This window comes from Marixanthomonas spongiae (assembly GCF_003095375.1).
Lineage (GTDB): Bacteria > Bacteroidota > Bacteroidia > Flavobacteriales > Flavobacteriaceae > Marixanthomonas > Marixanthomonas spongiae.
In genome coordinates, this window is the sequence record NZ_QEHR01000003.1 from 277,497 (window position 1) to 295,163 (window position 17,667).

Sequence of the window (17,667 nt, forward strand, 5' to 3'; positions counted from 1 at the left end):
ATTAACCATAGGTTCTTGTTCTCCATAAACCAATATTTATTCTGGGAATTACCCGTCCCGGTGCTGAACCTAATATGTTTAGTAAAAGAAAGTCTATTTTGTTATTTGCTAAGTATATTTAATGTTAAAATATTAAATAAACAACAACTAATTATGGTAAATTATAGTAATTAAATATTATTTTTTTGATAAGTTGAATTGATTTGTCGTTATTTATTCGATATTTATAAATAAAAAGTTTTAGCCCTTACATGATTAACAGATTCAAGACAAGACATAAAATTTAAATAGAGTATGAAACAATATGCAGTTGTAACTGGATCAAGTCGGGGTTTAGGAAAGTCATTTGCCGGTGAATTAGCTCAGCGACAGATAAACTTGATATTGATAAGTTTGCCTAATGAAAGCCTTGTAAGTTTTGGCAAAAAAATGGCTTCTGAATATGGTATTGATGTTCATTGCTTAGAAACAGATCTTTCGAATACCCAAAATGTAATCTCTGTCGCCGAAAAAATCAACAAACAATTCAATGTATTTATTTTAATAAACAATGTAGGAATTGGGGGGTCAAGAAAGTTTACGGATGTAGATTCAACATATATCATAAAAATGGTTCAAATCAATATTTTGGCAACAACTGTTTTAACGAGACAACTATTACCAAACCTTTTTAAGCAACCAGAAGGATATGTTTTAAACGTATCAAGCTTGGCGGCCTATAGTCCAATAGGTTACAAGACAATATACCCTGCAACAAAGTCTTTTATTTATTCTTTTTCTATAGGATTGTGTCAGGAATTAAAAGACACAAATGTTTTTGTAAGTGTCGTAAACCCTGGCCCCATGGTTACAAACGAAGATGTATTTGTGAGAAATAAAAAACAAAGCTTATTTGGCAGGTTAGCTTATTCAGATTCTGCGAAAGTTGCCAAAAAATCCATTGACAACATCTTTAAAAGAAAAAAAGTCATATTGGTAAACCCGTTAAGCTGGTTATTGTTACAAATAGTACCCACAAGGATAACATGCTCTATACTAACAAGTACTATGAAACGTGAAATCCAATAATGAAAAACATATTTATTACAGGTATAACAGGATTACTTGGAGGTAATTTGGCAATCGATCTATTGCAGAAAGGATATCGGGTAAAAGCAATACTTCGGAACAAAAATGCGTATAAAGGGATTACGCACCCCAATCTTGAACTGATACAAGGAAACCTGAACGATGACCTTACCCCTCATTTATTGGGAATTGATGTTTTTGTTCATACAGCAGCTGAAACCAGCCAAAATCTAATGAAATACACAGCTTATCGAACAATCAACTTTGAGGCTACCAAACATTTATTTTTAAACAGTGTAGAATGTGGTGTTAAAAAATTCATCTTTGTAAGCACGGCCAATACAGTGGGCTTTGGTTCCCTTAAAAATCCCGGAGATGAAAATTCACCTATTCGTGAACCTTTCACAAAATCATTGTATGCCAAAAGTAAATTAGAAGCAGAGAATTATCTTTTATCTCAACAAGACAAAATGAATATAATTGTTATACACCCAACTTTTATGTTAGGAGCTTATGACAACAAACCAAGTTCAGGTAAAATAATTTTATTTGGTTTGAGGAAAAAGCTGCTGTTTTTTCCGCCCGGCGGGAAAAATTTTGTTCATGTAAAAGATGTATCCCAAGGGATAATAAATAGTATAGAATTAAGGGTTAAAGACAATAACTATTTAATTGCAAATGAAAACCTTACTTATAAAGCATTTTTCACAAAATTGAATTCAATAGCAGGCCAAAAACCGGTACTTATTAAAATACCAAAAACAATTTTAATTTCATTGGGGTATTTAGGGGATTTTTTAAGGTATTGCAATATAAAAACCAGTATTAGTTCCACAAACATGAAGACACTCTGTATCAACAATTATTACTCCAATGAGAAGTCAAAAAAGAAGTTAAACCTTCATTACGCCAAAATCGATACTGCTATACTCGATGCCGTCACTTTTTTTAAAAAACAATCCAATGGTTAAAGCGGTCTCATTGGGATTGGGAATTGAACACAAGAAAAAAAACCGGTATTAGTGCTTAAACCTTTCAAAGTTGATGCGTTAAAAAACACCGTTGGTAATCTCAATGGATTCTTTCAGTATCATTTCTTCCATTGCCATAAACAATAAAGGTGGGTTTATTATCATTTAAATGGGCTATTGCCGCAAGAACCTTTTTATTATAATCGTCTATTTCTTCCGTCCCCTCACAAATACCTTCACAATTATTTATTTTATAATGTGAACAGATCTCCACATTGCTTTGCAGGCTGCAATAACGTGGGCATAAATAGAATGTTTCACATATATATTCCAATCGTTCGCGTGCCAGTGTTCTGTTATAGAATGTCATTAAAGAATCATTCGCAGTCTTAGTTTTGGTAATGGCTAATTGGATGATGTTCCGTTGGTTTTTATATGAAATGATTTCATAAGAGCTTTGCGGCCTTTTTTGCGCTCTGTTAAACTTAGGATAGTATTTCTTGATTAATTCCGATTCCAATAAGAGCGCGGTAAGTTCACTCCCAGTTTCCTCGTGCTCAATAAAGAATGTTTCTTGGCACATTAAATATCCTTTATTCTTTTTATTATAGATATGAGACAATACCCTTTTCTTAATGTTTTTTGCTTTTCCCACATAAATAACCTTCTGATCTTTATTCTTAAAAAGATAGATTCCTGCGGAATTGGGCAAATCTATTATCTGTTTTGAATTTAAGTGCGGTGGCAAAGAGGCTTCCTTTGACCTAGGGTTTAAAAATTGATCGAAAACTTCATGGTTATCATCCAAACGCATCAGTCTTTGGAATAAAATTACCGTGGCATCGGTATCGCCTTCGGCCCTATGCCTGTTTTCAATAGGTATATTGATGGAACTGCAAATGCGACCCAAACTATAACTTAAAAGATGGGGTATTAATTTTCTTGATAACCGAACCGTACAAAGCTTCTTTCGGTCAAATTCCATTCCCAATCGTCGAAATTCGTTTCGCAACACATTATAATCGAAATGGACATTGTGGGCAACGAAAATGGTATTTTCGGTAATTGCTTGAATTTTTACAGCAACTTCATAAAATAGTGGCGCATCTTCAACCGTTTCATTGGATATACCTGTTAGCGCTGTTATGTGGTGAGGAATTATCTTTTCGGGGTTAATAAGTGTGGTGTATTTATCTAAAATTTCACCATTCTGAAGGGTTATAATACAAATTTCAGTTATCCTATTACCTCGCATCCCACCACCCGTAGTCTCTACATCGACAATGGAGAAAATTTTGTCTTCCATTAGTTTATTTATTTATTTACTACAAAAGTAAAAAATAAAATTACTTATAGGGAATATTCCATTATACGGATTTATTCCAAAAAACATGAAATAGTATTGAAAACTACCTGTTGGCCATTCAACAAATTTTGAATCATTGGACGTTTAAAAGGTTTAAATGATTCAACATTCATTTTATAAAAAACGATAAAATAATTGTATGATCACCAACCGAAAAAACTAAATCCGCAACGTAAGCACAGGGATTATCGAGTGGTTTGCCACATCTTCGCTTATACTTTCATGAAATGTATTCGAGATATCGTTACTTCCGTGAGTGGGGATGGCAATGATATCAGTTGCAGTTAAATTGGAAAAATTGTAAATCCCCTCTTTTATGGAGTAATCTGCAATTCTGTTAACTTGTTTTATAGCTCCCACAGGATCTGGATGCTCGGCTTTAGAAAAAAAGTGGAACAATACTTCATCCATTTTCGTAGTGCTTTTAAAAGCTTCTCCTGGAAGGTTAATGTATAAAAAGTTCATTTTAGATTGTAACATTTCGGCAATACCACATACCCGTTTGTAGGCATCGATGCTTTCTTCATTAAAGTCGCTAACAAACAATATTCGGTCCGATGAAAAATTAAGTTCATTCCCTTTAACCACCAATACCGGCACTTTCGAGCTGCGCACTACCTTTTCGGTATTGCTCCCTGTCACTCCTTCTGCAAGCTCTTTTTTGCCTTTTGAGCCCATAATGATCAAATCTGCTGAAATATCTTCTGCGAGCGAACTTATGCTGTTGAAATCGATATGGTGTTGCATAAGCGGCTCCACCAAAACGCCTGTTAAAAAATCCTTTTGTAAAAAATCATCGAAACGTTTGGCGACCAATTTTGAATATGAAGATTTTTTGGAAATAACATCGGTTGCTCCTTCACGTTCCTGATTGTTATTTAAATCAGTCATATGCGTCAGCACCAATTTGGCAGCTATACGGTTTGCTATAATAGCGCCTACCGAAAGTGCTTTTTCAGATTCTTTTGAAAAATCTACCGGAATGAGTATTGTTTTCATTATTAAGAAAAATTAACAGCTATCAAAACTAACCCAAAATTCTGACTTAAAAGCTGATATAAATCATACCACACCAAATTGTATGCTGTGAGTAAAAGCCCGTTTATGATAGGATAATAAAGGTGTTTAATTTAAGGTTCGAAGAAAAAATAATGCTTCATTATATCTTTCATCAATAAGAAATGATAACTTCGTAACAATTCTATAAAATTATGATTGTTCACGACTTCAGCAACGAAAATTCCATTCTCAACCAATTTATTATGGAAATGCGCAATGTTTCCATCCAAAAAGATGCCATGCGCTTTCGCAAAAACATAGAACGTATTGGCGAAATACTCAGTTATGAAATGAGTAAGACATTGCACTTTAAAACCGAAGTTGTGAAAACCCCATTGGGGAAGAAAGAAATGAAAATACCCCAAAACGACGTAGTGGTATGTTCCATTTTACGGGCGGCAATACCTTTGCATACAGGCGTTATCAACTTTTTTGACAAAGCAGAAAACGCTTATATTTCGGCCTATCGGCACCACCCTGATGGCGGTGACGATTTTGAAGTGATCGTTAATTATTTGGCATCGCCATCTATTGAAGGTAAAACGTTACTGCTAACCGACCCAATGTTAGCAACAGGAAAAACCTTGGAAAATGTTTTAAAGGCATTTAAAAGTCACGGTACCCCAAAGCAAATCCATATTCTTTCCATCATAGGCGCAAAACCAGGAATTGAATATATCAAGGATAAATTTCCCGAAAACACCCATCTTTGGATAGCCGCTGTAGATGAAAAATTAGACAGCCGTGGTTATATCCTGCCAGGATTGGGCGATGCCGGCGATTTGGCCTTTGGTGAAAAACTGTGACTGTTTAGACCCTTGCATCGTATCGCTAAGGTCAAAGACATTTTCAATCTTCAACTATTTTTTAAGAAATACTCCCGCCTACGACGACACCTGTTTGCGCATTGGATTGTGTTGGGTTTAGTTCAGCAGGCTTTTTTGCACAATTGAAACAATGAAGTGCTAAAGTTGTAAATTTCTTAATATTTCCGAAGAAACCACAACCGCAATCCACGTATCTGTCAATAGTTTCAGTTTACGACAAGTTTGGGCGATCTTTCCATGATTGCATTTTGAATACCAGCTATTCTCAATCTGCTCCTGTTTCAGCCTTAGCTTCCCTAAACTTCGGGTTAATGTACAACTGGGAGTTTTTGAGCATTTCCCAATAGGCTATCATATCGGCCCGTATTTCTGGCGACATAATATAGAGGCCTATAATATTGGGGAAGGACATGGCCAAGATCATCATATCTGAAAAACTGAGCACAGCTCCCAAGCTTACCGAAGCCCCAAGAACAACGAATGCCAAAAACAGGACTTTATAAACCATTTCAGATTGCTTGCTCCTGCCGAATAAATAGGTCCAAGAGCGCATACCGTAATACGACCAAGAAACCATGGTAGAAAAAGCAAACAGCAAGACAGCAAAAGCGAGCACGGCCGGAAACCATGAAATCACACTCCCGAAAGCATCGGAGGTAAGCTCGACCCCTCCTAAACCGCCTACTTCGTGCATACCCGTGAAAATCAATACCAGTGCGGTCATGGTACACACCAACATGGTATCTATCAAAGGTTCTACCAAAGAGGTAAAGCCATCGGCTATGGGGTTATTGGTTTTGGAAGCACTGTGGGCAATAGCCGCAGAACCCACGCCTGCTTCACTGGAAAAGGCAGCACGTTGCAGCCCTATGATCAATACGCCAATAAAACCGCCTTTTAGCGCATCGGCAGAGAAAGCACCGTTAAAAATAGCGGCAAAGGCCCCACCAATATTCTCGATATTTGTTCCAATAACGACCAAACAGCCCAAAACATATACAACGGCCATAAAAGGCACTACTTTTCCGGTAACCCGTGCAATACTGTTGATACCGCCTATAATTACAGCTCCAATCAATATGGCAAAAATAATCCCAAACCAAAATCCTTGTCCTTCCAGCAACGGCAATTGCTCGGCCACTATTTTAAACGCCTGATTGGATTGCAGCATATTTCCGCCGCCCAGAGAAGCACCTACGCCCAAAACAGCAAAAAGCGCCGCCAAAAACTTACCCAATCCTTTCATGTTCCGTTTTTCCAAGCCGTAGCGTAGATAGTTCATCGGTCCGCCAAAAATGCGGCCTTCTTTGTTGATAAAGCGATATTTAACCCCTAAGGTACATTCAGCGAATTTTAGCGACATAGCGAAAAATCCCGCCATAAACATCCAGAAAGTCGCCCCGGCGCCACCTAACGAGATGGCCACTGCAACCCCGGCGATGTTCCCTAAGCCCACGGTGGCCGAAACAGCCGTGGCCATCGCCTGAAAATGCGTTATGGTCCCCGGCGCATTGGGATCGTCAAACTTCCCCCTTGCCAAGTCTATGGAATGGCGAATACCGCGAATGTTAACAAAACCCAACCTAAAGGTGAAAAAGATACTGCCCAGTATTAACCAAATTACAATAAACGGAATGGTATTGGTCTTTATATCGCCATTAGGGTACAGCAACGGCTGCGGACTGTCAAAATCTATTTGAGCGAGAAAATGGGCGCCTTGTTCTATGACATCGGTGGTGTTTTCAGGATTGAAAATAACACCACCTTCAGCAACTAAGTGTTTTAGGGTTCCGTTAGCCGAAGCAAATACAGCTTTAGGTTTTCCATTGGTGCTTTTTACAATGGCGATTTTCTGCCCTTCTTCCACACGCTCATGTTCGGGCACCACCCATTCTTTTAAAACATACTTTTCGTTAGTAGTGGCATCCCAATTGGGAATGGGAACCTGTTTATTGTCGGTATAGACCACGGGGTCATAAATTCCGAAAGTTGAAAAAGGATCCCAGAACAGGACGTTGCCCAAAAAATCCACGGCCGGTTGCACATTGCTGTTGAAAATTTCAGGAATGGATTCCGAAGGGATGATAAATGTTTTTGAAGCTGTGGTTCCATTGGCATCGGTAACGGTAATCGAATGTTCCATCCCTTCAATCAAGTTCACCGATTTTTTTGCATCCAAAGCAGTGGCTTGGTTGCTCCATTTATATATAAAAGGTGCTTTACCTCCTTTAACACGAACCTTAGCTACACCGTTATTTATTTCTTTTGAAGGGTTACTGACCTCCACAAGCAGTTTCAGATTAGGATCCGGTTCTATCAAATCCTGCCCATTGCAAACGGAAGTCAACAAAAAAGGGATAAAAATAAAAAGCCATAAAGTTCTCATAAAAAAGGTCAACTATTTTAATAGTATTTAACACTGGTTTTTAAACAGCTGCAAAACTAACAATAAGGATAGGGATGCCAAAACCCAGACCCTTTTTATTGAAATAGGCTTAAAATCAGTTTTTTAACAATAACAGACCTTTTAGTCTTTTATAACTGATAATTGTCATTTTATACAAAACGCTTGCTTGTTATTTTTGCGAAGTAAATTTCTTTGTATGTCAAACCTAATACAAAAATATAATGTCGCGGGACCGCGGTACACGAGCTACCCCACCGTTCCTTATTGGAAAAACGAATCGTTTACCAGTGACGCTTGGACCCAAACCCTTCAGCAAAGTTTTAAAGAAACCAATGCCACCGAAGGAATCAGCCTCTACATCCACTTACCGTTTTGCGAAAGTTTGTGCACCTTTTGCGGTTGCAACAAACGCATAACCAAAAACCATGGCGTAGAAATTCCTTATCTGCAATCTGTTTTAAAAGAATGGCAGCTCTACCGCGCCCTTTTTAACGAAAAGCCGATAATAAAAGAACTGCATTTGGGTGGCGGTACCCCCACTTTTTTTTCTGCGGAAAATTTAAAATCCTTGCTCGACGGTATTTTTGAACATTCCATTAAAGCCGATGGCGCCGAACTGAGCTTTGAAGGCCATCCCAACAATACCACCGAGGCCCATTTGCATATGCTCGCTTCGTTAGGGTTTAACCGGGTAAGTTTTGGGGTTCAAGATTATAATGAAACGGTACAAAAGGCCATTCACCGTATTCAACCGTTCGAAAATGTTAAAAAAGCAACCGAAAATTCAAGAAAGGCCGGTTATACTTCGGTAGGGCACGATATCATTTTTGGGCTTCCGTTTCAGAAAAAAGAGCATATTATCCACACCATTGAGCGCACCAAAGTACTCATGCCAGACCGTATCGCCTTTTACAGCTACGCTCACGTGCCATGGATAAAAGGCAACGGCCAACGCGGGTTTAAAGAGGCCGACCTGCCTACTGCTTCAGAAAAAAGGGAACAATATGAAATTGGCAAACAAATGCTGCTCGAAGCGGGGTATGTGGAAATTGGGATGGACCATTTTGCATTAAAGACCGACAGCCTTTACAAAGCCGTTGAAAACAAGACCATACACCGTAATTTTATGGGCTACACCGCTTCAAAAACCCAAGCCATGATCGGTCTGGGCGTTTCGGCCATTAGCGATAGCTGGTACAGTTTTGCACAAAACGTAAAAACGGTGGAAGCATACCAAAAACAGGTGGAAGAAGGCAAAATCCCAGTATTCAAAGGTCACATATTAACCCAAGAAGACCTAACAATCCGCAAACACATTTTAAATTTGATGTGCAAACTAACTACCACTTGGAGCAAAGAACAAGGCTGGTTTGCCGAACTAGCGGATGTATTGATCAACTTAAAAGAAATGGAAGCCGACGGGCTATTGCACATAGAACGCAATGCACTGCACATTACCGAGAAAGGAAGGCCTTTTGTTCGCAATGCTTGTATGGCATTCGATCTGTTGTTGCAGCGTAAGCAACCGGACACCCAACTATTTTCCATGACCGTATAACATTTAAAACTATAATTATGAGCATATCCGAAGAAAAAACGATTGCCGATATCGTTGCTGAAAACATAAAAACCTCCCATATATTCAAAAAACACGGAATCGACTTCTGTTGTGGGGGTGGGATAACCGTGCAAAAGGCCTGTGAGAAAAAAGGCATTGATTACAATATCTTGGCCGAAGAACTCCACCGTTTTGACATGAATGTGGAAGAAGATTACGATTACCTTAATTGGCCGCTCGATGTATTGATAGACCACATTGTGGCCGTACACCATATATATGTAGCAGAAAGCATCCCACTATTGTTGCAATATGTAAAAAAAGTGGCAAAAGTGCACGGGCACCACTATACCGAACTGCTGAAGATACGGGACCTCTTTATAGAAGTTTCCGAAGAACTTTCGGCCCATATGAAAAAAGAAGAAATGGTGCTTTTCCCGTTCATAAAAAACATGGTACAGACCGAAAAAGAAGGCGGTAAACTGGACACACCACATTTCAGGACTGTGGAAAACCCCATCGCCATGATGGAAAGCGAACATGAAGACGCAGGCGATATATTCAAGGAAATCGCACGATTGACCAACAATTACACTCCACCCGAGGGAGCTTGCAACACCTTTAGGGCATTGTACGATAAACTGGAAGAATTTGAGCAAGACCTGCATACCCACATCCATTTAGAGAATAACATTTTGCACCCTAAAGCATTAAAGCTGGAAAAGGCATTAAGGAATTAAGTACCGCCCTTTATGGGTTAACACTTAAAGTTTGGTTTAATTAGAAAGGGAAGTTGAAGTAATATTCAGCTTCCTTTTTTTAATCAATTTAAATAGTGAGGTTGAGGCTGGACTTTGTTTAAAGTTTTTTGCAATCGATGAGTATTTTTGTAGCTTTGATTTTTAGGTTGTTTTTATGTTTTTAATACAAAACGAGGAAATTTTTGTGTTAAAAAGATATTTTTATTGTAAAAATTGATGAAAATTAATTATTTAAAAAAATAAATAATGAAACTAAAGTTAAACAAAAATATTGCCATTAAAGTAATGTGTGGTATCGGTGTCATCCTCGGTACTTCAGGATGCATAAATGACAAATCCCCAAAAGTATATGAAGATGCGGTTGATATTCCCGTGAACCAAACCATGCGTGCCGAGCTCACCGCTCCGCCCAATGTCCCTACCCCAGTAGGCAGGCGTAAAGCGAAGAATTTGATCGTGGATATGGAAATCTTGGAATTGGAAGGCGAACTGGCCGATGGCGTACGGTATATGTACTGGACCTTCGATGGCTATGTTCCTGGTAGCTTTATCCGCACCGTAGTTGGGGACGAAATTGAGTTCCACCTTAAAAACCATCCACAAAACAAACTGCCACACAATATAGACTTGCACGCAGTCAATGGACCTGGCGGAGGCGCTGTATCGTCACTGACCGCTCCGGGGCACGAAACCGTATTTTCCTTTAAGGTGTTAAACCCAGGTCTTTATGTGTATCACTGTGCAACTGCTCCTGTGGGCATGCACATTGCCAACGGTATGTATGGCCTTATTTTGGTCGAACCCAATGGCGGTTTAGAGCCTGTGGACAAAGAGTTTTACATTATGCAAGGTGATTTTTATACTGAAGGCGATTTTGGCGAGCCGGGGTTACAGCCATTCGATATGAAAAAAGCCATAGAAGAAGACGCAGACTATGTAGTTTTTAACGGTCATGTTGGTGCTATGGTTGGCGACAAAGCCTTGGAAGTTAATGTTGGTGAAACTGTACGTTTGTTCGTTGGAAATGCAGGACCAAACTTGATCTCTTCTTTTCACGTCATTGGTGAAATATTCGATAAAGTAAATGTGGAAGGTGGAACTTTGGTAAACGAAAACGTACAAACAACAGTTATCCCAGCAGGTGGAGCGGCTATAATCGAGTTTAAAGTTGATGCCCCCGGTGAATACCTTCTGGTAGATCACAGTGTTTTCCGTGCCTTCAACAAAGGAGCTTTGGCACAAATAGAAGCCAAAGGAGAGAAAAACAAAAAAGTGTATAAAGGTAAAATAGAAGAAGGAATTTACGAACCTGAAGGTGGAGCCATTCAAAAAATGCCTATCGATGAAGCCGAAGTAGCCGCATCGAAACCACCAGAAAACCTTTCAAAAGAACAACAAATGGAAATGGGTAAAAACGTGTATGGACGTACGTGTGTTGCTTGTCACCAAAGCAGCGGACAAGGAGTGCCCAATGCGTTTCCTCCTCTGGCCAATTCAGATTACCTAAATGCCGATGTTGATCGGGCCATAGATATTGTACTGCACGGTAAGTCGGGCGAAATTACCGTTAATGGAAAAAAATACAACTCCGTGATGACCGCCCAAGTACTTAGCGATAGGGAGGTTGCAAACGTACTTACGTATGTTTATAACAGCTGGGACAATAACGGTACGGTGGTAACCGAAGAAATGGTAAAAAAACAACGCAGTAAGAGATAAGGTTTGAAGTTTAAACATTGCATTCTAAGTATCATGCTTTTCTCCATGGGCATCCCAGTTTGGTCTCAAAACCCCGAGATGGCAACCATAGAGCGAGGAAGCTATACTCCTTTATACGGTAGGGACTCCTCACAAGTAGCGGTCGATGCTTTTTTATTGGACACGGTTCCCGTAACCAAGGCAGAGTATCTTGCATTTGTCAAGGATAACCCAAAGTGGCGTAAATCCAATGTGAAAGGCCTTTTTGCCGATGATAACTACCTGAACGCTTGGCAAGGCGACCTCCAATTAAACCCAAACGATAAGGAAGATGAGCCTGTAACCAATGTATCGTGGTTTGCCGCCAAAGCGTATTGCAAATGCCAAGGTAAACGGCTTCCTACCTTAGATGAATGGGAGTACGTTGCCATGGCAGATGACAATAGCCCCGATGCGCGGAAAAAAGATAGCTACAACCAATATATTTTAAGTTGGTACGAACGTCCCAAAGATGAACACCAGCAAATAGGCAGCACACGCAAAAACTATTGGGGCGTTTACGATATGCACGGCTTGGTATGGGAATGGACCCAAGATTTCAACTCGGTGCTCATCTCTTCAGAATCAAGGAACGGAGGCAAAAACAAAAACCTTTTTTGCAGTGCCGCTGCCGTTGGGGCTACAGATTTAATGAATTATGCAGCCTTCATGCGCTACGCCTTCAGAAGCAGTGTAAAAGGGAATTACACCATCAACAACCTTGGTTTTCGTTGCGCAAAGGATATTGAAAAGAAAGATTCTTTATGAAAAACTATTTAAAGTATATTGTTTTGGGAATTTCATTACTCGCAGTTTCCTGCAAAAACAATTCTGAAAAAGAAAAGACCGCTACGACAGATGCCCCCCAAAACATCGGGACTGAAAAAGTAGCAAAAAAGGAAGACTTTTCCGATATGTCCATCTACAATCTACCCTCCGTATGGACCACACAAGACGGGAGCGAGATAAAAATGGAAGATTTACAGGGCAAGGTATTGGCCATGGTTATGATCTATACGTCGTGCCAGGCCGCCTGTCCGCGCTTAGTGGCCGATATGCGCAACATCGAGAAACAAATACCCGATGATAAACAAGACAATGTGCAATATGTATTTGTGAGCATTGACCCAAAAACCGATACGCCAAAACGGTTAAGGGAATTTGCAAAGGAAAACCAAATGGAAGATGACAAGTGGCTGTTTTTGCGTGGTACCGAAGAAGATACTCGTGAATTTGCCGCTGTGTTGGCCGTAAACTACAAAGCGATTTCGCCTATAGACTTTTCGCACTCGAATATTATAAGCGTGTTCAATAAAAAAGGCGAATTGGTACACCAACAAGAAGGCCTGGGAGTTGACAACAAAGAAACCATTAAAGCCATTAAAGATTTTGCCACCAATTGATGGACGGCTTTCCAAAAGCCCAAATCAATCGGTTATGGTTATTGCCTGACTAATTCTTTCGTTTGCGATTTCTTTCAGGGTCGTCGTTCTTTTTGGGTTTGTTGTGCACCATGCCATCTTTATTCTTCCCTTTTTTGGTGATGAGCTTAATAACGGTAAAAAGCACCGCAAGAAGCACCAATCCTCCCAAGATAGTTAAAATTAAACCACTGTCGTTCCAAGCGTTTATAAAAGTTGCTGTTTTCATAGTTTGTTCTTTTAATTACTTTTTCTTTCCGCTGTTTACCATGCTATAAACAACAATGGTGAGCACAACGCAAACCACGGCGAACACCCCGATAATGGCAGTGCCCATTCCCCAATCTACTAACGGTATGATGGTATTGAACATAATTGATATATTTTTATTGGTTTATATTAATTTAAAATTGGGTACTTTCTGAAACAGAATGGCATTCATAATTGGCATTTACCATTTCAACGGCGGGTTTTGGCGAAATGTATGGTATCCCCAGCCCCATCCCGCGCACGATGAACAAACACCCAATGAGCACCACAAAAACGGGTATCGCCTTACGGATGCGTTGCCGTACCTGCACATTTAAAAAATTGCCCAAATAAATGGCGGTGGTCATCAACGGGACAGTGCCCAGCCCAAACAATGCCATATACAAGCTGCCCTGTAAAGCATTACCAGAAGCTATGGCGCCAAAAACGGCCATATAGACCAAGCCACAAGGCAAGAATCCGTTCAAGAAACCGATGGTCAAAAACGTGTCGGGCGACTTTTTTTTCAATGCGGTGCCCAGTTCGCTTTTTACTTTTGAAATGATCCTGAACAGCGGTTTTGAAAAGTTATATTTCTGAAATGTCCTGTACGGAAGCAAAACGACCACGATCATCAACACCCCTATCGCCATGGTCAATTGTTGCTGCATCCCAAAAAGGTACAGGCTTTTTCCCAACAACCCGAACAACAGCCCGATAATGGAGTAGGCCAAAATTCTTCCGAAGTGGTACAAGAAAATTTGGCCGGCCTTTTTTAACGGTTTTTTATGCTCCACCGGCAGCAAAAAGGCAATGGGACCGCACATTCCCACACAGTGGAAACTTCCCAACAAACCGAATATGAGCGCTGATACTAACATAATGTTACTGTAAATGATCTATTTTTGTTCCGTTGTTCAATAAACAAACAAAGCGGTTTAATACACAATCTCTTCTTTATACATATATTTTTTCCCCTCATAGTCCAGATGCACGGTAATGTTCCAACGACCGCCCACCAAGTGCTTGTTAGGTATGAGCAAATTTAAACCGGACAGTTTCAAGGGTAGCTGAAAATCCAGTTGCTTGTTGGACGGTCTGTATAGGAACACCGTACCCGAAACCTGTTCAGGCTTTAGTTCATTGGGAAAGGAAAGCAACCAACCTTCAGGTGTTCGTTTCCCTTTTATTTTTTCAGAAAACAATTTCATATTTTCTTCGGCATCAATCTCTTGTTGAAAAGCCAGTTCTTTTTTGTAATACTCCTCCACGACCAGGTCGTAGCTGTATTTATCGTTGGTGCTCATCTTTATCACAAAAAACATGATAAAACAAATGAAAGCTGCGATACCGATCACGATTCCTGTTCCCCAATTTATTTTCATAATAGTTGCCCGATTGAACGGGTATTTTTTAATTAACCTTAAACTTTATTTACCTACCACGTGGCCAATAGTGGGACTTAGAGCCACACTCAGCACGTTATTTATATGGTAAATCTTCATCGGAAACGTTCAGGTCTCAAATATAGACTCACCACAACGCTACTTATAGCTCCTCGGCCCTAGAAAGGAAGCCGTGGTGGTTTCTATCAATTCGTCGCCGCTGTACACGCCTATTTTCACTTTGTCTTTGTCACCGCTCAATGCACTGGCGTTTATTTCTATAAACAAGGTTCCTTCGGCCAAGCCTTGTTTTGGAACTTGAAACTCATCGTGCGTCACCAACTTAATGGTCCCTTTGTGCGACATCAATTCAAAATGAACATTGTTGACATCCTCGGTGGTTTTATTAATGAGTTTAAAGGTAAACACATTGCTTATCATGTTATCCTCCTTATGTTCGTACAATTGTCCGGGAAGCCTTAATACCCTTGCTTCTACATCATTCCGAAGGAAAAGCATGCCCACTAATACACCTACCAGTATCAACAAAACGGCACTGTAGCCTTTTAATCTTGGCGTGAACTTAAATTTTGCTTTCTTTTCAATATTTTCTTCACTGGCATAGCGAATCAACCCCTTTGGCAGGTTCACTGCTTCCATAATGCTATCGCAAGCATCGATACAGGCGGTACAGTTGACACATTCCAACTGGGTACCGTTACGGATGTCAATACCGGTGGGACATACGTGAACACATTGAAAACAATCTATGCAGTCCCCTTTTCCAGAAGCTTCACGGTCTTCTTTTTTATTGAACTTGGCCCTGCCCTTTTCTTTTTCGCCCCGTTTATGGTCATACGCCACAACAATGCTCTTATTGTCCAACAGCACGCCTTGCAAGCGTCCATAAGGACAGGCGATAATACACACCTGCTCCCGGAACCAGGCAAACACAAAGTAGAACACGCTGGTAAAAATAATCAAGGAGACAAAAGTGTTCAGGTTTTCAATAGGACCTTCAACAATGTATTCCAACAATTTGTCGCTGCCAATGATATAGGCGAGAAAAATGTTTGCGATTAAGAATGAAATGACAAAAAATATAAACCACTTTAAGCCCTTTTTCTTTATCTTATCGGCATTCCAAGGTTGTTTGTCCAACCTAATCTGTTTTCCTCGGTCTCCTTCAATAGCATATTCAATTCTTCTGAAAACCATTTCCAGGAAAATAGTTTGCGGACAGATCCATCCACAGAAAATCCTTCCAAAAGCCACTGTAAACAGTATGATAAAGACCACCCCTATGAGCATGGAAAGCACAAACAAATGAAAGTCCTGTGGCCAAAACGGAAACCCAAATATATTGAACCGCCTTTCCAGTACGTTGAACAGCAAAAATTGATTGCCGTTTATCTTAATAAAGGGAGCGGCAAACAGAAACGCCAACAAAAAATAGCTGACATATTTACGGTATTCATAGAACTTTCCCGAAGGTTTTTTGGGGTACACCCAAGAGCGTTTCCCTTCTTCGTCTATGGTACCAATACTGTCCCTAAATGATTCGTTTTCTGGAGTTTCCACGTTAATCTTATTTTAAATACACCTACAAGCCTATCTGCCTAATGGACAAGGGTTTTAATAAACATTGCAGGGTATTTCGGATTAGTTTAACTTACATCTACTATTCTTCCACCACATCGCCCGTTACGGGTTGGTCTTCAATTTTCACTTGTATTTTAGTCGAGTCGATTTGTTCTACTTCAACTTCTTCCACTGGAGCGTTGGGGTCTACCCAAAGGTCGCCTTCCGGATCTTTCGGGTCTGCTGGGGTGGTGCCGTGCAAACTAAGCACATAACTGGCAACCTGTGCCATTTCACTGGGTTTTAGGTCAGTTTTCCAAGCGACCATCCCTTTCCCAGCACGGCCTCCTTCTGAAATGGTATTGAACACATTTTTGATACCGCCGCCCAATATCCAGTAATCATCGACCAAGTTAGGGCCAATGCCTCCACCACCATCAACTTTATGACAGGCAACGCAATTGGCTTCAAACACGGTTTTTCCGGCAGCAATATCTTGCTCGCCAGTCAATAGTTCCACCGTATTGACGTCAATGAGGTCTTTTGCAGTTTTTTTGTACTCTTCAATTTGTGCTCGGGCTTCAGCAACTGCTATCTCGTATTCCTCTTCTTGGTCAATGCCGTCAAAAACGTGATAGCGCACCAAATAAACCACTGCAAAGATAATGGTTGCATAGAACATATAGACCCACCACGGTGGCAATACGTTGTCCAGTTCACGGATTCCGTCGTAATTATGGTCCAATACAATATCCTCTTCCTTCTCTATAGGTTTTTTGGCCAACAGTTTTTCGTAGGTCTTTTTAAACCAATTGTTTTCCTTTTTATGAGCTTCGGCAGCAAGGTAGCGTTCTTGTGCTTCTTCGTTCATGCCCCTAAAGAGAATGCTGTTCAATGTTTCTGAAATAACTTCTACGGCGATGGCGAAGAGAAATACCAAACCTAAAACCGCCCAAATGACCGGATATTTTATGATGGCCCAATCATCGCCGGACGCGACGATGAATTCCATTAGGAAAAATGCTAGGACCATTATACCTATTAGCCTTAAATAAGATGCTGTTGTTTTCATAATGGAAGGTCGTTTTTATCGTTAGTTTCGTTTTCAGAAAGTTCCAACGGAATGTTGCTGACTTCTTTTATATGGTCTTTTTTTGCGGTGAACACCCACCAAAACAGAGCTGCAAAAAATATAAAAAAGATAAGCAGTGAGATGATGGGATAGACTGCTACCCCATCGATGCTTTCCAAGTTTCCTTTAATGAATTTTAACATAG

Annotated in this window: 18 protein-coding genes; 8 read left to right on the plus strand and 10 right to left on the minus strand. The window is 40.1% G+C overall.

Annotated elements, in window-relative coordinates; all coding sequences use genetic code 11:
• Nucleotides 1-294 precede the first annotated feature (294 nt).
• Together DDV96_RS05915 and DDV96_RS05920 are read left to right on the plus strand one after the other, a co-directional pair.
• Nucleotides 295-1,068, plus strand: coding sequence for an SDR family NAD(P)-dependent oxidoreductase (locus DDV96_RS05915; RefSeq protein WP_116693832.1), 774 nt, complete (start codon nucleotides 295-297; stop codon nucleotides 1,066-1,068).
• Nucleotides 1,068-2,039 (plus strand): NAD-dependent epimerase/dehydratase family protein, encoded by a 972-nt coding sequence (locus DDV96_RS05920; protein WP_116693833.1) that lies wholly within the window; start codon nucleotides 1,068-1,070, stop codon nucleotides 2,037-2,039. Before DDV96_RS05915 ends, DDV96_RS05920 begins: the two co-directional genes overlap by 1 nt.
• A gap of 100 nt (nucleotides 2,040-2,139) precedes the next feature.
• Here DDV96_RS05920 and DDV96_RS05925 read toward each other — a convergent pair whose 3' ends face one another.
• Nucleotides 2,140-3,345 (minus strand): exonuclease domain-containing protein, encoded by a 1,206-nt coding sequence (locus DDV96_RS05925; RefSeq protein ID WP_116693834.1) that lies wholly within the window; start codon nucleotides 3,343-3,345, stop codon nucleotides 2,140-2,142.
• Nucleotides 3,346-3,564: 219 nt separating this feature from the next.
• Nucleotides 3,565-4,404 (minus strand): universal stress protein, encoded by an 840-nt coding sequence (locus DDV96_RS05930; RefSeq protein WP_116693835.1) that lies wholly within the window; start codon nucleotides 4,402-4,404, stop codon nucleotides 3,565-3,567.
• 212 nt (nucleotides 4,405-4,616) lie between these two features.
• Between DDV96_RS05930 and upp the strand changes: the two genes are divergently transcribed.
• The gene (gene upp, locus DDV96_RS05935) at nucleotides 4,617-5,270 is read left to right on the plus strand and encodes a uracil phosphoribosyltransferase (protein WP_116693836.1); all 654 of its coding nucleotides are present in this window, start codon (nucleotides 4,617-4,619) and stop codon (nucleotides 5,268-5,270) included.
• 286 nt (nucleotides 5,271-5,556) lie between these two features.
• Here upp and DDV96_RS05940 read toward each other — a convergent pair whose 3' ends face one another.
• A complete protein-coding gene (locus tag DDV96_RS05940) occupies nucleotides 5,557-7,677 on the minus strand; it encodes an alanine/glycine:cation symporter family protein (protein ID WP_116693837.1) in 2,121 nt (706 codons plus the stop codon).
• A gap of 217 nt (nucleotides 7,678-7,894) precedes the next feature.
• On the opposite strand from DDV96_RS05940, the gene hemN reads away from it, so the two are divergent.
• From hemN to DDV96_RS05965, 5 genes are all read left to right on the plus strand, one after another.
• Nucleotides 7,895-9,256: an oxygen-independent coproporphyrinogen III oxidase gene (gene hemN / locus DDV96_RS05945; RefSeq protein ID WP_116693838.1), complete on the plus strand. Its 1,362-nt coding sequence runs from the start codon at nucleotides 7,895-7,897 to the stop codon at nucleotides 9,254-9,256.
• 17 nt (nucleotides 9,257-9,273) lie between these two features.
• Nucleotides 9,274-9,996: an iron-sulfur cluster repair di-iron protein gene (ric, locus tag DDV96_RS05950; RefSeq protein ID WP_116693839.1), complete on the plus strand. Its 723-nt coding sequence runs from the start codon at nucleotides 9,274-9,276 to the stop codon at nucleotides 9,994-9,996.
• A 267-nt stretch (nucleotides 9,997-10,263) separates the two neighbouring features.
• Nucleotides 10,264-11,736: a copper-containing nitrite reductase gene (gene nirK, locus DDV96_RS05955; protein ID WP_116693840.1), complete on the plus strand. Its 1,473-nt coding sequence runs from the start codon at nucleotides 10,264-10,266 to the stop codon at nucleotides 11,734-11,736.
• Between the two features lie 78 nt (nucleotides 11,737-11,814).
• Complete coding sequence (locus DDV96_RS05960) at nucleotides 11,815-12,522, plus strand: formylglycine-generating enzyme family protein (protein ID WP_116693935.1); 708 nt, start codon at nucleotides 11,815-11,817, stop codon at nucleotides 12,520-12,522.
• Nucleotides 12,519-13,157, plus strand: a complete 639-nt coding sequence (locus tag DDV96_RS05965; protein ID WP_116693841.1) for an SCO family protein — start codon at nucleotides 12,519-12,521, stop codon at nucleotides 13,155-13,157. Before DDV96_RS05960 ends, DDV96_RS05965 begins: the two co-directional genes overlap by 4 nt.
• Nucleotides 13,158-13,206: 49 nt before the next feature.
• Here DDV96_RS05965 and DDV96_RS05970 read toward each other — a convergent pair whose 3' ends face one another.
• The 7 genes from DDV96_RS05970 to DDV96_RS05995 all read right to left on the minus strand — a co-directional run bounded on the left by DDV96_RS05970 (nucleotide 13,207) and on the right by DDV96_RS05995 (nucleotide 17,665).
• On the minus strand, nucleotides 13,207-13,404 hold the full coding sequence (locus tag DDV96_RS05970; protein ID WP_116693842.1) for a hypothetical protein: 198 nt from the start codon (nucleotides 13,402-13,404) through the stop codon (nucleotides 13,207-13,209).
• 15 nt (nucleotides 13,405-13,419) lie between these two features.
• Complete coding sequence (locus DDV96_RS16085) at nucleotides 13,420-13,548, minus strand: hypothetical protein (RefSeq protein ID WP_262497871.1); 129 nt, start codon at nucleotides 13,546-13,548, stop codon at nucleotides 13,420-13,422.
• A 31-nt stretch (nucleotides 13,549-13,579) separates the two neighbouring features.
• Nucleotides 13,580-14,305, minus strand: coding sequence for a sulfite exporter TauE/SafE family protein (locus tag DDV96_RS05975; protein ID WP_116693843.1), 726 nt, complete (start codon nucleotides 14,303-14,305; stop codon nucleotides 13,580-13,582).
• A 57-nt stretch (nucleotides 14,306-14,362) separates the two neighbouring features.
• Nucleotides 14,363-14,809 (minus strand): FixH family protein, encoded by a 447-nt coding sequence (locus tag DDV96_RS05980; protein WP_116693844.1) that lies wholly within the window; start codon nucleotides 14,807-14,809, stop codon nucleotides 14,363-14,365.
• 159 nt (nucleotides 14,810-14,968) lie between these two features.
• Nucleotides 14,969-16,390, minus strand: a complete 1,422-nt coding sequence (ccoG, locus tag DDV96_RS05985; RefSeq protein ID WP_116693845.1) for a cytochrome c oxidase accessory protein CcoG — start codon at nucleotides 16,388-16,390, stop codon at nucleotides 14,969-14,971.
• 100 nt (nucleotides 16,391-16,490) lie between these two features.
• Complete coding sequence (locus DDV96_RS05990) at nucleotides 16,491-17,462, minus strand: cbb3-type cytochrome c oxidase N-terminal domain-containing protein (RefSeq protein WP_116693846.1); 972 nt, start codon at nucleotides 17,460-17,462, stop codon at nucleotides 16,491-16,493.
• A complete protein-coding gene (locus DDV96_RS05995) occupies nucleotides 17,459-17,665 on the minus strand; it encodes a CcoQ/FixQ family Cbb3-type cytochrome c oxidase assembly chaperone (protein ID WP_116693847.1) in 207 nt (68 codons plus the stop codon). Before DDV96_RS05995 ends, DDV96_RS05990 begins: the two co-directional genes overlap by 4 nt.
• Nucleotides 17,666-17,667: the final 2 nt, after the last annotated feature.

What these genes read in the sequence shown, in the direction of transcription:
- DDV96_RS05915 (WP_116693832.1), top strand. Translation starts at nt 295, where the DNA reads ATGAAACAATATGCAGTTGTAACTGGATCAAGTCGGGGTTTAGGAAAG.
- DDV96_RS05920 (WP_116693833.1), top strand. Translation starts at nt 1,068, where the DNA reads ATGAAAAACATATTTATTACAGGTATAACAGGATTACTTGGAGGTAAT.
- DDV96_RS05925 (WP_116693834.1), bottom strand. Translation starts at nt 3,345, where the DNA reads ATGGAAGACAAAATTTTCTCCATTGTCGATGTAGAGACTACGGGTGGT.
- DDV96_RS05930 (WP_116693835.1), bottom strand. Translation starts at nt 4,404, where the DNA reads ATGAAAACAATACTCATTCCGGTAGATTTTTCAAAAGAATCTGAAAAA.
- upp (WP_116693836.1), top strand. Translation starts at nt 4,617, where the DNA reads ATGATTGTTCACGACTTCAGCAACGAAAATTCCATTCTCAACCAATTT.
- DDV96_RS05940 (WP_116693837.1), bottom strand. Translation starts at nt 7,677, where the DNA reads ATGAGAACTTTATGGCTTTTTATTTTTATCCCTTTTTTGTTGACTTCC.
- hemN (WP_116693838.1), top strand. Translation starts at nt 7,895, where the DNA reads ATGTCAAACCTAATACAAAAATATAATGTCGCGGGACCGCGGTACACG.
- ric (WP_116693839.1), top strand. Translation starts at nt 9,274, where the DNA reads ATGAGCATATCCGAAGAAAAAACGATTGCCGATATCGTTGCTGAAAAC.
- nirK (WP_116693840.1), top strand. Translation starts at nt 10,264, where the DNA reads ATGAAACTAAAGTTAAACAAAAATATTGCCATTAAAGTAATGTGTGGT.
- DDV96_RS05960 (WP_116693935.1), top strand. Translation starts at nt 11,815, where the DNA reads ATGGCAACCATAGAGCGAGGAAGCTATACTCCTTTATACGGTAGGGAC.
- DDV96_RS05965 (WP_116693841.1), top strand. Translation starts at nt 12,519, where the DNA reads ATGAAAAACTATTTAAAGTATATTGTTTTGGGAATTTCATTACTCGCA.
- DDV96_RS05970 (WP_116693842.1), bottom strand. Translation starts at nt 13,404, where the DNA reads ATGAAAACAGCAACTTTTATAAACGCTTGGAACGACAGTGGTTTAATT.
- DDV96_RS16085 (WP_262497871.1), bottom strand. Translation starts at nt 13,548, where the DNA reads ATGTTCAATACCATCATACCGTTAGTAGATTGGGGAATGGGCACTGCC.
- DDV96_RS05975 (WP_116693843.1), bottom strand. Translation starts at nt 14,305, where the DNA reads ATGTTAGTATCAGCGCTCATATTCGGTTTGTTGGGAAGTTTCCACTGT.
- DDV96_RS05980 (WP_116693844.1), bottom strand. Translation starts at nt 14,809, where the DNA reads ATGAAAATAAATTGGGGAACAGGAATCGTGATCGGTATCGCAGCTTTC.
- DDV96_RS05990 (WP_116693846.1), bottom strand. Translation starts at nt 17,462, where the DNA reads ATGAAAACAACAGCATCTTATTTAAGGCTAATAGGTATAATGGTCCTA.
- DDV96_RS05995 (WP_116693847.1), bottom strand. Translation starts at nt 17,665, where the DNA reads ATGTTAAAATTCATTAAAGGAAACTTGGAAAGCATCGATGGGGTAGCA.